This window comes from Onishia niordana (assembly GCF_004798965.1).
Lineage (GTDB): Bacteria > Pseudomonadota > Gammaproteobacteria > Pseudomonadales > Halomonadaceae > Onishia > Onishia niordana.
Genome location: NZ_SDSD01000001.1, coordinates 50,331 through 63,308 on the forward strand (window position 1 = coordinate 50,331; position 12,978 = coordinate 63,308).

Here is a 12,978-nt window from a genome sequence, read left to right on the forward strand (position 1 = left end):
CTTCACTCTTCGATCACGCCCAAGGAGACCGTTTGCCACCATTGTGCGATGTTCTCGGCTACCTCAGCCAGCACCTCGCGTTCGAGATGCAAATGATGCCCTCCTGACAGCACTCGTCGCTCGAGCCCTGGCAAGGCTGCCCTCGCCTGCTTCGCGCTATCCCGCTCGCCAAGGATACCGCTCTCACCCTCTATCAGCAGCGAAGGCGCGCTAATCGCACCAAGCAGGCCTGTCACCTGTTCGGGACAGAAACGCACCAGCGAGGGACGCAGCAGCCGGCCATCCGTTCGCAGCCGAAAATGACCATCGTCCAAAGGCTCCAGGTTACGTTCGACCAGTGGCCACGCCGTATCAGCATCAATGGGTGTCACGCCCCCTGCAACGCGTGCCGCAACAGCACTCTCTATATCAGCATAGCGTGGTGACAGCGAACGGCGGCGACGATGTCCAAGCAGGCCACGCCGCAATTGCTGAGCGGTGTCCTTGCCTTCCGTCGTGAGCGTGCCAAGGCCATCGATCAACATCAGTTGCTCCACTCGCTCGGGTAGCCCCGCAGAAAACAAGCAGGCCACAGCGGCTCCCATTGAATGGGCCAACAGAGGTGCTGTCTCCAGTTCGAGCGTAGACATGGCATCCAACACGTCGTGGCAGTAGTCCCAAATAGCATAGTCGACCCCCGGTGGGTGACGCCTGGAGAGACCGTGGCCTGAGAAATCCAGCGCCACAACGCGAATACCGAGCCGCTCGGCCAACAGGGGGGCCAGCCGAGAAAAACTTGCGGCATTATCGAGCCAGCCGTGCAGCGCGAGCCAGGTGGGCGCATCGGGATCCCCCCAGGCCAGAGCCGCCAAACGGCTCTCGCCCAGGTACAAGTCGGTTGGGGTCATGAGGAAGGCTCCAGCAGGCGTTCGAGGGTTGTGCACAGCGCCCGGCGACAGGCGTCGGGATGCTCCATGGGAAACATGTGCCCACCGGGCACCAGCTCGAGCGGGACATCATGGCGCCGGATTCGGCGAATCCGGCGCCTGGTTAACAAGTCCGACTCGCGACCGGCCAGAAGCGCGAGCGGTACCGAGAGTCGCGACGGAAGATAGCGAAGGTGATCGGGAAGATGACGAAAGATCTCGACCTCGGTATCCGGCGAGAAGGCAAGCGACACCCCACCGCTCTGGAGGTGCTTCACGGCCCCCGCCAGATAGTCATCGAACGCCTCCGGGGTGAAACCACGAAAGAGCCCCTTGCGCCTCAGATCCTCACCCATCGCCTGCCGATCAGGCCAGTGTGCCCGACGCCTGAGGCTTCGGCCCGCTGGCGTGATCCGGTCAACCATCCCGGTTCGCTTGGCCAGTTTGATGGCCAATGCATCGAGACCGAGCATCAGGGGTGGGTCCATCGCCACCACACAACGAAAGCGCTCGGGTGCCTTGTCGGCGGCCATGGCCATCAAGACGCCACCCATCGAGTGACCGACGCCGATCACCGGTTCGTCATCCTCAGGTAGGCGCGACAACAGCTCATCGCGCAGCGCCAACCAATTCCGCCCTACGGGAAAGCGCGGATGGTGACCGAGTTGTTCCAGGGGGTGGAGGGAAAACCGCTCGCTTAGGGGTGACAGCAGGCTTTGATAGCTCCGCCCGGTAAAGCCGTTGGCATGAGCGAAGACCAATGGTGGCTTCTGGTGGGTGGCAACAGATGCACCGACTGATGCGGTGCATCCCCGAAAGGATTCATGGCGCTGAAGCATGGGGCGTCCTGGAAAGTGGCAACTAGCAAGCTAACGGCTTACCCTCACAATCTAGCCGCTCCGGCCTCGAAATGAAACGACTGTTTGATTTCGAAGCTACCCCCGCTGCCATCGAAGCAAGCGGTTTCGCCTCTCACTTCTCTTTTCCGGAGTCCGCCGTGTCAAAGCCGCGTCCACCCCGCGATACGCAACTACGTAATGCCCTCTTCTTCACCACCGTCGCCGCTGCCATCGTCGTCGGATGGTGGCTGACCCACTAGGGAATTCGCCTTAGGCGCTTAGGCATCCCGGTAACGTGCATACATATCGCGAGAGCGTTCAAGATGCTGCTGCATCGCTTCTCGTGCTGATGGCCCATCTCGCTCGATAATGGCCGTCAGAATGCGGGCATGTTCCTCATGGACCAGCTCGAGATAACGCGCCGTACCGCGAGGATCTATATCGGCGCTGAGTAGCTTGGCACGCGGGATCACGCTGGCGCTCAAGGACTCGTAAAGACGTTCGAAGCACACGTTGTGCGTTGCCTTTATGATCGCGTGGTGGAAGGCGAAATCTTCACGGCGAGCCTGTGACTTCGCCGCCTGCGCCTGCACAAACTCGGCATGTCGCGTCTCCAGCAACTTGCGGTCTTTGTCGTCGTGACGCAGTGCAGCCAACTCGGCCGCCGCGGGCTCAAGCGTCAATCGCAGCTCCAGTACCTGAAGGATATCCTCAATGGTCTGGGGGCTGATGTGCACGGCCGGCCGTGGTTCAGCCTTATCGTTGCGAATTACTGTCGTTCCAACACCGCGCCGAGTTTCGACCAGCCCCAGCGACTTTAGATAGGTGATAGCCTCGCGCACCACCGTGCGGCTAACCCCAAAGGCCTCGCACAGCTCACTTTCGGTAGGCAATTTGCTCCCCACCGGTGTATCGCCTGATGTTATGCGACGCTCGAGTTGCTCCACGACGGCTTGAGACAGACTCCCTTCGCGGTTGACGCGCTTGACATCCCATGAGCTCGATTTCGCCATTTCCGCACCCTTTACCCTAAATTCAGTTCCTGCACGTCACGTCGCGAAAAATGCCTGCGAACCTGTCAGTTTCGACAACCACATCACAGCCAAGCATGGCCACACATCACTAGTGTCTTTTAGCTCTGCTCTTAGCGTAAGTGAAGGCCGTATACAAACGTTCACTTCACCACCCATCATACATCATACTACCCATCACCACAGGGCAGCACATGCCACCTGCTTGACCTCGCGCCATACAGGGGCACTGCTTAGCATCACAGCTACCCTGTGCATGCTAGATAAAAGGATGACAACTCGATGGTCGATGTCTTTTTCACAACACTGGAAGTCAGCCTCCCCGTATTCGCCATGGTCTTCGTCGGCGCCTTACTCAAGCGGCTTGGCTGGATCAATCAAGACTTCGTCAATACCGCCTCCCAGCTAGTGTTCAGGGCCACTATGCCTACACTGCTGTTTCTGAGCATCCTACGCGCCGACCCCAACACGGCTCTCAACGTCAAGCTGGTCGGCGCCTACATGGTTGTCTCGACGCTGGCCTTCGCGCTGATCTGGTTATGGGCACTGCCACGCTGTCCACATGAAGACCGAGGCGTCTTCGTGCAGGGGGCTTTTCGCGGCAACTGCGGCATCGTCGGCCTGGCCCTCTCGGCCAACATGTATGGCGATATCGGCTTGTCACTGGGCAGTATCATGGCCGGTGCCATCATCGTCCTCAACCTCGTGCTGTCAGCGATTGTGCTGGCCGTCTATAGCCCATCTGTCAGCGCACGTCCCCTGGCGATTCTTGGCGATGTCACCCGTAACCCGCTGATCATAGGCATCGTGGCCGCCCTCCCCCTCAATTACCTCGAGGTGCAACTGCCTACCTGGCTAATGACCTCAGGCGATTATCTGGCATCCCTTTCATTGCCACTGGCACTGATCTGCATCGGCGGCAGCCTGAGCGTCTCTGCTGCCAGGCAAAGCAGCACGCTTGCCCTGGAAGCCAGCCTCTGGAAGCTCGCCCTGATGCCGGCCCTTGGTGTGCTGATAGCAGTACCGCTCGGCTTTCGCGGTGCAGAGCTTGGCATTCTGTTCCTGTTCCTTGGCAGCCCAAGCGCGGCGGTAGCCTACGTCATGGCCAGGGCCGCCGGCGGCAACGAGCAGCTCGCCGCCAGCATCATCGTGGTCAGCACGCTACTCAGCCTAGTGACCATCAGCGCAGGGCTTTTCGTGCTAAAGCTACTGGCATTGATCTAGCCGCAAGCCAAACGAAAGCCCGCCCCGCAACTCCTCCACACTGCTTGCCGACACAGAGCCGACACAAAAAAGCCCCGCTTTCGCGGGGCTCTTCGGGCCGACTCAGTCGCATTGACTCAGTTGTGTCGACTCACGCGGCCTACTCAGGCCTCACGCTTGCCATCGACCAGGCGGCTGACGCCTTCCGGGTTACCGTCACGCAGCGCTTCGGGCAACAGGCCCTGGGGCAGGTTCTGGTAGCAGACCGGGCGCAGGAAGCGATGGATTGCCGCGCTGCCCACCGAGGTGGTGCGCGAGTCAGAGGTGGCAGGATAAGGCCCACCATGGACCATGGCGTGGCAGACCTCGACGCCGGTCGGCCAGCCGTTGGCCATCACGCGCCCGGCGCGACGCTCGAGGATCGGCAACAGGCCGCGGGCGGCGTCCAGGTCGCCATCGTCCATCTGCAGGGTCGCGGTCAGCTGGCCTTCCAGATGCTCGGCCACGCGTGCCACTTCGGCCTGGTCGGCGCATTCGATGACCAGCGAGGTGGCCCCGAAGACCTCGGCCTGCAGGGCTTCATCGCTCAGGAAGTCGGCCGCCTTGGCGACGAACAGCCCGACCTGGCAGGTGTTGGGGCCGTCGCCAGCCGGGCCACGCGCCACTTCACGGGCATGGCGGCTTTGCGTCAGGCCCTCGACACCCTGGGTGTAAGCCTCATGGATGCCCGGCGTCAGCATGGTATGAGCCGGGGCGCCCTTGACCGCCTCGCCGGCGGCGTCGAGGAACGCCTCCAGGCCGTCACCCTGCTGGGCGATCACCAGCCCCGGGTTGGTGCAGAACTGGCCGGCGCCCATGTTGAGCGAGCCGACGAAGGCTTTGCCCAGTTCCTTGGCGCGGCTCTTCAGGGCCTCGGGCAGCAGGAACACCGGGTTGATCGAGCTCATCTCGGCATAGACCGGGATCGGCTCGGGACGCTCCTGGGCGGCTTGCATCAGTGCGGTGCCGCCGCTGCGCGAGCCCGTGAAGCCCACGGCCTTGATGCGCGCATCGCGGACCAGGCCCTGACCCACTTCACGGCCGGAGCCGTAGATCAGCGAGAACACGCCTTCGGGCAGGTTGCACTTGGCGACGGCGCGTTGCACGGCGCGGCCGACCAGCTCGCTGGTGCCAGGATGCGCGGAGTGCGCCTTGACGACCACCGGGCAGCCAGCGGCCAGGGCCGAGGCGGTATCACCACCGGCCACCGAGAACGCCAGCGGGAAGTTGGAGGCACCGAAGACGGCGACCGGGCCCAGGCCGATATGGCGCTGACGCAGGTCGACACGCGGCATCGGTTCGCGCTCGGGCAGCGCCGGGTCGATGCGCACATCGAGCCATTCGCCGGCACGCACCACCGAGGCGAACAGGCGCAGCTGACCGCAGGTACGGCCGCGCTCGCCCTGCAGGCGAGCCTGCGGCAGGCCGGATTCGGCCACGCCACGCTCGATCAGCGCGTCACCGATGGCCTCGATCTCGTCGGCGATGGTCTCGAGGAAGCGGGCGCGTTCCTCGAGGCCGGTCTCGCGATACGTGCCGAAGGCCGCCCAGGCCAGTTCACAGGCCTGGTCGACCTCGGCCTTGCCGCCGGCGGCATAGGCCGGTGACAGGGTCTCGCCGGTCGCGGGGTTGATGGCGTTGATTGCCGCGCCATTGGCGGCCACGGCGCTCTGGCCGATCAGTTGTTTGCCTTCCAGTGTCATACGATTTCTCCTGTCATGGGACGCCGCCATACGGCGCCGTTCAGGTCAGACGAGACGGCACTCGCCGCCTCATCAGGCAAGAAGTGTTCAGAGGTGTCAGACCACCACTATCAGCGCACCAGAGCGGGACGCTTGGGATCGAACTCCCAGCCCGGGATCAGGTACTGCATCGCCATCGCATCGTTACGCTGGGTCACATCCAGTCGCTTGTACTTCTCATGGGCTTCCATGAGCTTGGCATCATCAAGCTCGACCCCTAGCCCCGGCGTCTTAGGCACCTTGAGCTTACCGTCACGAATCTGGAACGGTTCCTTGGTAATGCGCTGGCCGTCCTGCCAGATCCAGTGGGTATCGATGGCGGTGATCTCACCCGGGCAGGCAGCAGCCACATGGGTCATCATCGCCAGTGAAATATCGAAGTGGTTATTGCTGTGCGAGCCCCAGGTCATGCCCCACTCGTTGCACAGCTCGCCCACGGCCACAGCGCCCTGCATGGTCCAGAAGTGACAGTCAGCCAGCGGAATATCCACGGCGTTTAGCTGTACCGCGAGCTGCAGTTGCTTGTAATCGGTGGCGATCATGTTGGTGGCGGTCGGCATGCCGGTACGCTTCTTGAACTCGGCCATGGTCTCGCGACCGGAGAAGCCGCCTTCCTGGCCACAAGGGTCCTCGGCATAGCTCAGCAGGTGCTTGATCGGGTCTAGCACCCGCACCGCTTCGTCGAGCTTCCAGGCTCCATTGGGATCCAGCGTCAGGCGTGCCTCGGGGAATGCCTCGTGCAGCGCGCGGATGCAGTCGGCCTCTTCTTCGCCACGCAATACGCCGCCCTTGAGCTTGAAGTCCTTGAAGCCATAACGGTCATAGGCGGCCTTGGCCAGGTTGGCCACCGCATCAGGGGTCATGGCCTTGCGATACCGCACCTCGTCCCAGGCATCCACGGGATTGGTGACTTTCGGGTAAGGAAGATCGGTCTTGTCCGGGTCGCCTAACAGGAACAGATAGCCCAACGCCTCGACCTCATCGCGCTGGCGACCGAACTGACCCAGCAAGTCCGCAACCGGCATGCCCAATGCCTGGCCAAACAGATCGTAAAGCGCCGACTCGATGGCGGTGACCACATGCACGGCCACGCGCAGGTCGAATGTCTGGCGGCCACGCTCCTCGGGGCCACCCTGGGCCAGCAGCTCACGGGCCCGGCTCAATACCTGCTTGACCTCGTTGACAGGGGCGCCTTCTACGAGCGGACGGCACTTTTCCAACCCCTTGAGGATGCCCTCACTGGAGGGGATCTCGCCCACCCCGCGGTTGCCGGACGCATCTTCCAGCACCAACACGCAACGGATGAACCAGGGCGCATGACCGCCACTGAGGTTGAGCAGGAAACCGTCTTCGCCGGCCACCGGCACAATGTTCATCTTGGTAATCTTGGGAAACATGGGGCTATTGCCTCCTGTAGAAATCGCTAAGGGACTCAGGTCACCGGTGCCGGGTTGAACAGCACCAGGTCGTTGTAAAGGCCAAGCCGGTCAGCGGCGACCTGACGGCGGCCACTGGCCACCTCGAGGATGAGATGAAACAACTCCCAGCCCATCTCCTCGATGGATGCATCGCCCGTGGCAATACGCCCCGCATCGAGATCGATCAGATCGTGCCAGCGCCGTCCCAGAGTGGAATTGCTGGAAACCTTGATGACCGGGGTCATGGGCAGGTTGTAGGGCGTGCCACGCCCAGTGGTGAAGACCTGAAGGTTCATGCCAGCGGCCGCCTGAAGCGTGCCGCAGATGAAGTCGCTGGCCGGCGTGGCAGCAAAGGTCAGACCGCGCTTGCGTAACCGTTCACCGGGCCCGATGACATCGACGATCGGCGAGTTGCCGGACTTGATCACCGATCCCAGCGCCTTCTCGACGATATTGGAGAGTCCGCCCTTCTTGTTACCCGGCGAGGTGTTGGCGCTGCGGTCGGCCTGGCCCTGGGTCAGGTAGTCGTCGTACCAGGCCATCTGATCGACCAACGCCTGCCCGACCGCGGTATCCACGGCACGCGGCGTCAACAGGTGAATGGCATCGCGAACCTCGGTGACCTCGGAGAACATCACGCTGCCCCCGGCACGCACGATCAGGTCGGTCGCAAAACCCACCGCCGGATTGGCGGTCAATCCGGAGAAGGCATCGCTGCCACCGCACTGCATGCCCACCACCAGCTCGGAGGCCGGGCAGGTCTCGCGGCGCCGACGGTCAAGGTATTCGAGGTGGCGCTCGGCCATGGCCATGATGCCCTCGACCATCTCACCGAAGCCCGTGAAGGACTCATCCTGCATGCTCAGCACATTGGCGCTGGGGTCAGCGGCTGCGGTGTTTTCAAATATCTTAACCGGCCGGTCCTCGATCAAAGTCGAGGGCTGCAGCTTCTCGCAACCCAGCCCTATGACCATGACCTCATTGCCGAAGTTGGGATTCAGCGCCAGGTTTCTTATGGTGCGAATCGGGATTACCGCGGCCGGCGCATTGATCGCCACACCACAGCCATAGCTGTGATTGAGCCCCACGACATCATCAACGTTTGGAAAACGTGGCAGCAGCTCGCGCTTGATGCGCTCGACCACGTAATCGACGGTGCCCGCCACGCACTGCACGCTGGTCGTGATGCCGAGCACGTTCTTGGTCCCCACACTGCCATCAGCATTGCGAAACCCCTCGAACGTATAGCCCTCGAGAGGCGGCGCCGTTGGCGCTGGGCGGGTCGCCAGCGGCAGATCCTCAAGGGCCGGAGCCGTGGGCATGTGCAGGTTGGTCTCGTTGACATGCCCGCCTTGAGGAATGGACATGGTGGCCGTGCCAATGACTTCGCCGTAACGGATGACCGCATCACCTGCTGCCAATGCCTCGAGCGCCACCTTGTGCCCTTGAGGCACGGCTACCTGGAGTTCGATACCGTCGTCGAGCCTATCCCCGGCGGCAAGGCCGCCCTGCTCGACGACAACGGCAACGTTGTCCTTGGAGTGGATGCGAATCACTCGGGGAGATCGCTTGTCCGTCATACTCGGTCCTCGCGGTTGCAGGAGTGGTGAGCGCTCATCACGACTCTTCCCCCCGGCGCCTGGCGCGGCTCTTCAACCCCATCACTACCGAGAAGGCCACCGAGGCGGCGATCAGGCCCCAGAGCACCATGGCGATCGGGCTCTTGGTGAAGAAGATCGCGAAAGTACCGAAGGATTCCAGGCTCTTGACGAAGTAGACCTCCGCCTGACTGCCGAGGATGAAGCCGATGATCAATGGCGCCACCTCGAGGCCGACTTTCTGGATCAGATACCCGAGCACACCGAAGATCAGCAGGGTCCAGACATCGAACATGATGCCGTAATTGATGGCATAGGCCCCGACCACACACATCATCACAATCAGCGGATACAGGATGTACTTGGGCACCAGTACCACCTTGGCGATGTGCTTGATGGCATAGAACATCAAAAAGAACATCACGATGTTGGCAAATACCAGCGCGGTCATCATCACGTACCAGGTGTCGGCATTCTCCGGGATGAACAAGGGGCCGACCTGAATGCCCTGCAACGTGAAGGCGCCGATCAGCACCGCGGTGGTAGAATCACCGGGAATACCGAGTGACAGCAGCGGAATCAGTGCGCCACCGGTCAGCGCATTATTGGCGGACTCGGACGCGATCAGCCCCTGAGGCGCCCCCTTCCCCATCTCGCTTGAGTCACGCGACAGGTTTTTTTCCTGGGTATAGGCAAGCACCGAGGCAGCGCTGCCACCGACACCCGGCAACATGCCAACGAAAGTACCGATAAAGGAAGAACGCACCAGGTTGGTCGCCCGCCCCTTGAAGAGGGAAAAGGAAAAACCGCCCCCCTTGCCGATATTGATGGTCTTGCCGGAAAGGCCGCTTTTTACGCCTTTTTCGGCCTCAAGCAGAATGGTCGCGATACCGAAGATACCGATCAACACCGGCAGCAGAGAGAAGCCTTCGAACAGGTAGGGCTCAAGAAAATCGAACATCAAACGCGTCTTGCCATTACCACCATCAGAGATGCTGTAGGTGCCGATGAGGCTCAGCCAGATACCCAGCACACCGCTGAAGATGCCCACCAGCATATTGCTGGACATGGAGGCGATAACGGTCAACGCCAGCAGAATGATCAAGAACTTCTCCACATAGGAGAATTTGATCGAAAACTCGGCAAGAATCGGCGCGAACAGGAAGAGCACGATGGCGCTGATCAGGCCACCGACGACGGACGCGACCACGCAGACACGCAATGCGCGCTCCCCTTCCCCTTTCTGGGCCATGGGGTAGCCATCGAAGGTCGTGGTAATCGAGGAAGGCGTGCCAGGAATGTTAAGCAATACGGCCGGCACCATGCCGCCTGAGATGCCCCCTACGTAGAGACCCAGCAGCAACGCCAGTCCGTGATGAAGGCCCAGGGCATAGGTGAGTGGCAAGCACACCGCCACGGCCATGGTCGCGGTCATCCCCGGGATAGCCCCAAAGATGATGCCCACCAGGGCACCCAGGGCCGCCAGCAGGAAGAACGTAATATCGAGTAACGACAGTATATCCAGCATCGGGTACGACTCCGCTACGGCAAGGTGATTTGGAACAGCTTGGCGAGAATGAACCACGCCAGACTGGGTGCCACGATGGCATTGATGGCAGCGGTCATGACCTTACGCTTGGTCCTGGTGTGCATGTACATCAGCGACATCAGGAAGATGAAAACCATCGAAACAAAAAGAAACCCGTAGCCCGTATAGGGAAAGAGATCACCCACAACCGCCATCAGGTAGAAATAGACGGCCATCAGTGCCAGGGATCCGAAGAAGCGGAACTTGTCGAAAGACTCGCCAAGGATGGGCAGCGTCCGCTCTCCTCGCCTGACTGACGCCAGGAAAGGCAGGATTCTTAGCACCAGAATCAGTGCGAAAAGGCCTCCCATCAGCCAATGAATAATGCGAGGGAAGAACAAGTGAGAGGTCTCGAAATCAATCGAGACACTTAACAGGGATGTCAGTCCTGGTTCCATAGCGGCTCCGATGAAGGCCTTCGTTCAAACGAGCCTTTCGTTTTACATGGGGTATGACACGGCGGAAAAAGCCGGCAGGCAATGCCTGCCGGCGATCCAGGCTTTATTGAATATTGGTGATGATGTCTTCGTAGACGGCTCGCTTGTTTTCGAGATATTCCGCTGCTTCATCAGACGGCTTGAAGTTGGGAATGAAGAACGAATTCTTCTGAACGTCCTGAATATCACCCTCGGCATAGATCTCGGTCAGTGCATCATCGATTTGATCGACGATTGCCGGGTCCATGTCCTTGTTGTAGAGGAAGAAGAACTCCTTATCGAAGGTGAAGTTCTCATCGCCCATGGTGACGTTCACGTTGGGCTCCACAAATTCAAGCAGCTCTTCACGCGAGGTCTTGCCGAGGCCATCTTCCGGCGCTTGCTGGATGGTGCTATTGCGAGCGGTGAGCCACACGAAACGCATGGCCTTCTGATCATCTTCCGGCAGTCGCGTGTACTGCTCGTTGGCCTGTACCGTGCCGTTGATCAAATCCGCCTGACCGTCAAAGAGTTGCTGGTTCTTGTCGGCTTGAGAGCCAGTATTCACGGCCACCAGGTTGTCTTCCATGCCCGGATGCTCGATAGAGATCGCATTCTTCAGGGCACTGAAACCAATCTCGGAGACACCACCCGGCTGGATCGCGACACGCACTGTCTCGCCATTACCCACCGCTTCAATGATCTGATTCAGGTTCTCATAGGGAGAATCCTTGGGCACCAGGTAGGCGTTTCCTGGGTTGATGGCAACGGTCGGCCCGATGGTGTATTTCTCGAAGATATTGTCGTAGCCCTCAACACCATAGAGATGACCGAGGTAGGACTGATCGTGGAAGATCATCAGGGTGTTACCCCGTGCATCCCGATCCAGCGCACGGAAAGCGGCAGTGGCACCGACGGCGTCCACCTTCATGTTGAGGTCAAGGTGCTCGGCCAGTGCATCGACGACGATATTGGAGTTCTGGTAGGTATCACCACCGGTCGACGTCGAGCCGATCACGACGCGGACATTGCCGCGCAGCGGGCCGTCTGCTGCCATGGCGACACTGCTGCCAAAGGCCATACCGGCCATCAATACTGAAGTACCGAGTGTCTTGTAGATGTTGGGCATGCTCATGTTCTCACCTCTTCGCTGTCATTATTGGATATGGGTGAATGTCAGGGGTTAGAACCCCTTGGCGGCTTCGACTAAGTCTTTGAGTCGAGCTCGCTCATCGGCATTGGGCATCTCGAGCGGCGCGCGAACGCTACCGGCGGGACGCCCAATGATCTCGGCGCCAGACTTGATCAGACTGACCGCATAACCGGACTTGTTGTCGCGCAGATCGACAAAGGGCAGGAAGAAATCCTGACTGATGCGACGGACCGTCTCGGTATCGCCACCGCGCAAGGCCTTGTAGAAGGTCACCGCCATATCCGGCACGAAGTTGAATACCGCACTGGAGTAGGTGTTCACACCAATAGCCAGATAGGCTTCTGCCATGATCTCGGCCGTCGGCACGCCCCCCACGTAGGCCAGTCGATCGCCGACCGTCCGGATGATCCGGTTCAAGGCCTGCAGATCGCCCTTGCCATCCTTGAGGCCGATCAGGTTCGGACAGGCATCGGCCAGGCGCTTCACTGCCGCCGGCTTCATGATGCCGTTACCCCGGTTATAGTAGATCACGCTGATGGATGTGGAATCGCAGATCTGACGCGCATAGTCCATCAGGCCATCCTGGGGGCACTCGGTCAGGTAGGGCGGCATCAGCAGAATGCCGTCGGCGCCCTCTTCCTCGGCGATGCGCGCGAAGGCACTGCCGGTCGCGACACTGAGACCCGCGCTTGCGATCACCGGCAGCTTGCCATCGACGACCTTCACCGCCAGGCGCACGATCTCGCGGAACTCATCCTGAGACAGACTGAAGAACTCGCCCGTGCCACCGGCGACAAAAACAGCCGAGATTTCGTGACTGATGAACCACTCGAGCCGCTGATGATAGCTCTCGGCATCGAAACGCCCTTCGGCGTCAAAATCGGTGATCGGGAAGGACAGTAGTCCGTCACTGATGGCTTGCTTGACTTCATCGCGTGTGAAACTCACCTGATCGTCCTCTCTCTTGTTCCGCAGGGCAGCCTTCAACGTCGGCCTTAATGTCATACATCATACAAATGACAAGCTAGCTACTCCTTTCCAGACTG

12 protein-coding genes are annotated in these 12,978 nt (G+C 60.5%); 2 read left to right on the top strand and 10 right to left on the bottom strand.

The features are described from left to right. Nucleotides 1-2: 2 nt before the first annotated feature. Nucleotides 3-887, bottom strand: coding sequence for an alpha/beta fold hydrolase (locus ETC27_RS00215; RefSeq protein WP_136252989.1), 885 nt, complete (start codon nucleotides 885-887; stop codon nucleotides 3-5). Next, on the bottom strand, nucleotides 884-1,744 hold the full coding sequence (locus ETC27_RS00220) for an alpha/beta fold hydrolase (RefSeq protein WP_136252990.1): 861 nt from the start codon (nucleotides 1,742-1,744) through the stop codon (nucleotides 884-886). Before ETC27_RS00220 ends, ETC27_RS00215 begins: the two co-directional genes overlap by 4 nt. Nucleotides 1,745-1,815: 71 nt before the next feature. Here ETC27_RS00220 and ETC27_RS00225 point away from each other — a divergent pair, with 71 nt between their 5' ends. Then, nucleotides 1,816-2,004, top strand: a complete 189-nt coding sequence (locus ETC27_RS00225; RefSeq protein WP_136252991.1) for a hypothetical protein — start codon at nucleotides 1,816-1,818, stop codon at nucleotides 2,002-2,004. Nucleotides 2,005-2,022: 18 nt separating this feature from the next. On the opposite strand, the gene ETC27_RS00230 is transcribed toward ETC27_RS00225, so the two are convergent. Further along, the gene (locus tag ETC27_RS00230) at nucleotides 2,023-2,757 is read right to left on the bottom strand and encodes a FadR/GntR family transcriptional regulator (RefSeq protein ID WP_136252992.1); all 735 of its coding nucleotides are present in this window, start codon (nucleotides 2,755-2,757) and stop codon (nucleotides 2,023-2,025) included. Between the two features lie 300 nt (nucleotides 2,758-3,057). On the opposite strand from ETC27_RS00230, the gene ETC27_RS00235 reads away from it, so the two are divergent. Continuing rightward, on the top strand, nucleotides 3,058-3,999 hold the full coding sequence (locus ETC27_RS00235) for an AEC family transporter (RefSeq protein WP_136252993.1): 942 nt from the start codon (nucleotides 3,058-3,060) through the stop codon (nucleotides 3,997-3,999). Between the two features lie 143 nt (nucleotides 4,000-4,142). Here ETC27_RS00235 and ETC27_RS00240 read toward each other — a convergent pair whose 3' ends face one another. The 7 genes from ETC27_RS00240 to kdgD form a co-directional block, all read right to left on the bottom strand. Further along, nucleotides 4,143-5,720 (bottom strand): aldehyde dehydrogenase (NADP(+)), encoded by a 1,578-nt coding sequence (locus tag ETC27_RS00240; RefSeq protein WP_136252994.1) that lies wholly within the window; start codon nucleotides 5,718-5,720, stop codon nucleotides 4,143-4,145. A gap of 110 nt (nucleotides 5,721-5,830) precedes the next feature. After that, entirely contained in the window at nucleotides 5,831-7,156 is a 1,326-nt protein-coding gene (locus ETC27_RS00245) for an enolase C-terminal domain-like protein (RefSeq protein ID WP_136252995.1), read from the bottom strand. A 35-nt stretch (nucleotides 7,157-7,191) separates the two neighbouring features. Then, the gene (gene garD, locus ETC27_RS00250) at nucleotides 7,192-8,757 is read right to left on the bottom strand and encodes a galactarate dehydratase (protein WP_136252996.1); all 1,566 of its coding nucleotides are present in this window, start codon (nucleotides 8,755-8,757) and stop codon (nucleotides 7,192-7,194) included. Nucleotides 8,758-8,794: 37 nt separating this feature from the next. Then, a complete protein-coding gene (locus ETC27_RS00255) occupies nucleotides 8,795-10,303 on the bottom strand; it encodes a tripartite tricarboxylate transporter permease (RefSeq protein ID WP_136252997.1) in 1,509 nt (502 codons plus the stop codon). 14 nt (nucleotides 10,304-10,317) lie between these two features. After that, complete coding sequence (locus ETC27_RS00260; protein ID WP_136252998.1) at nucleotides 10,318-10,761, bottom strand: tripartite tricarboxylate transporter TctB family protein; 444 nt, start codon at nucleotides 10,759-10,761, stop codon at nucleotides 10,318-10,320. 103 nt (nucleotides 10,762-10,864) lie between these two features. Further along, nucleotides 10,865-11,914, bottom strand: coding sequence for a type 2 periplasmic-binding domain-containing protein (locus ETC27_RS00265; protein ID WP_136252999.1), 1,050 nt, complete (start codon nucleotides 11,912-11,914; stop codon nucleotides 10,865-10,867). 48 nt (nucleotides 11,915-11,962) lie between these two features. Then, nucleotides 11,963-12,880, bottom strand: a complete 918-nt coding sequence (gene kdgD, locus ETC27_RS00270; protein ID WP_136253000.1) for a 5-dehydro-4-deoxyglucarate dehydratase — start codon at nucleotides 12,878-12,880, stop codon at nucleotides 11,963-11,965. Between the last annotated feature and the right edge of the window lie 98 nt (nucleotides 12,881-12,978).

Bases quoted from the DNA above. Each gene is read 5' to 3' on its own strand.
- ETC27_RS00255 (WP_136252997.1), bottom strand. From the start codon at position 10,303: ATGCTGGATATACTGTCGTTACTCGATATTACGTTCTTCCTGCTGGCG.
- ETC27_RS00240 (WP_136252994.1), bottom strand. From the start codon at position 5,720: ATGACACTGGAAGGCAAACAACTGATCGGCCAGAGCGCCGTGGCCGCC.
- ETC27_RS00215 (WP_136252989.1), bottom strand. From the start codon at position 887: ATGACCCCAACCGACTTGTACCTGGGCGAGAGCCGTTTGGCGGCTCTG.
- ETC27_RS00230 (WP_136252992.1), bottom strand. From the start codon at position 2,757: ATGGCGAAATCGAGCTCATGGGATGTCAAGCGCGTCAACCGCGAAGGG.
- ETC27_RS00245 (WP_136252995.1), bottom strand. From the start codon at position 7,156: ATGTTTCCCAAGATTACCAAGATGAACATTGTGCCGGTGGCCGGCGAA.
- ETC27_RS00265 (WP_136252999.1), bottom strand. From the start codon at position 11,914: ATGAGCATGCCCAACATCTACAAGACACTCGGTACTTCAGTATTGATG.
- ETC27_RS00235 (WP_136252993.1), top strand. From the start codon at position 3,058: ATGGTCGATGTCTTTTTCACAACACTGGAAGTCAGCCTCCCCGTATTC.
- ETC27_RS00225 (WP_136252991.1), top strand. From the start codon at position 1,816: ATGAAACGACTGTTTGATTTCGAAGCTACCCCCGCTGCCATCGAAGCA.
- garD (WP_136252996.1), bottom strand. From the start codon at position 8,757: ATGACGGACAAGCGATCTCCCCGAGTGATTCGCATCCACTCCAAGGAC.
- ETC27_RS00220 (WP_136252990.1), bottom strand. From the start codon at position 1,744: ATGCTTCAGCGCCATGAATCCTTTCGGGGATGCACCGCATCAGTCGGT.
- ETC27_RS00260 (WP_136252998.1), bottom strand. From the start codon at position 10,761: ATGGAACCAGGACTGACATCCCTGTTAAGTGTCTCGATTGATTTCGAG.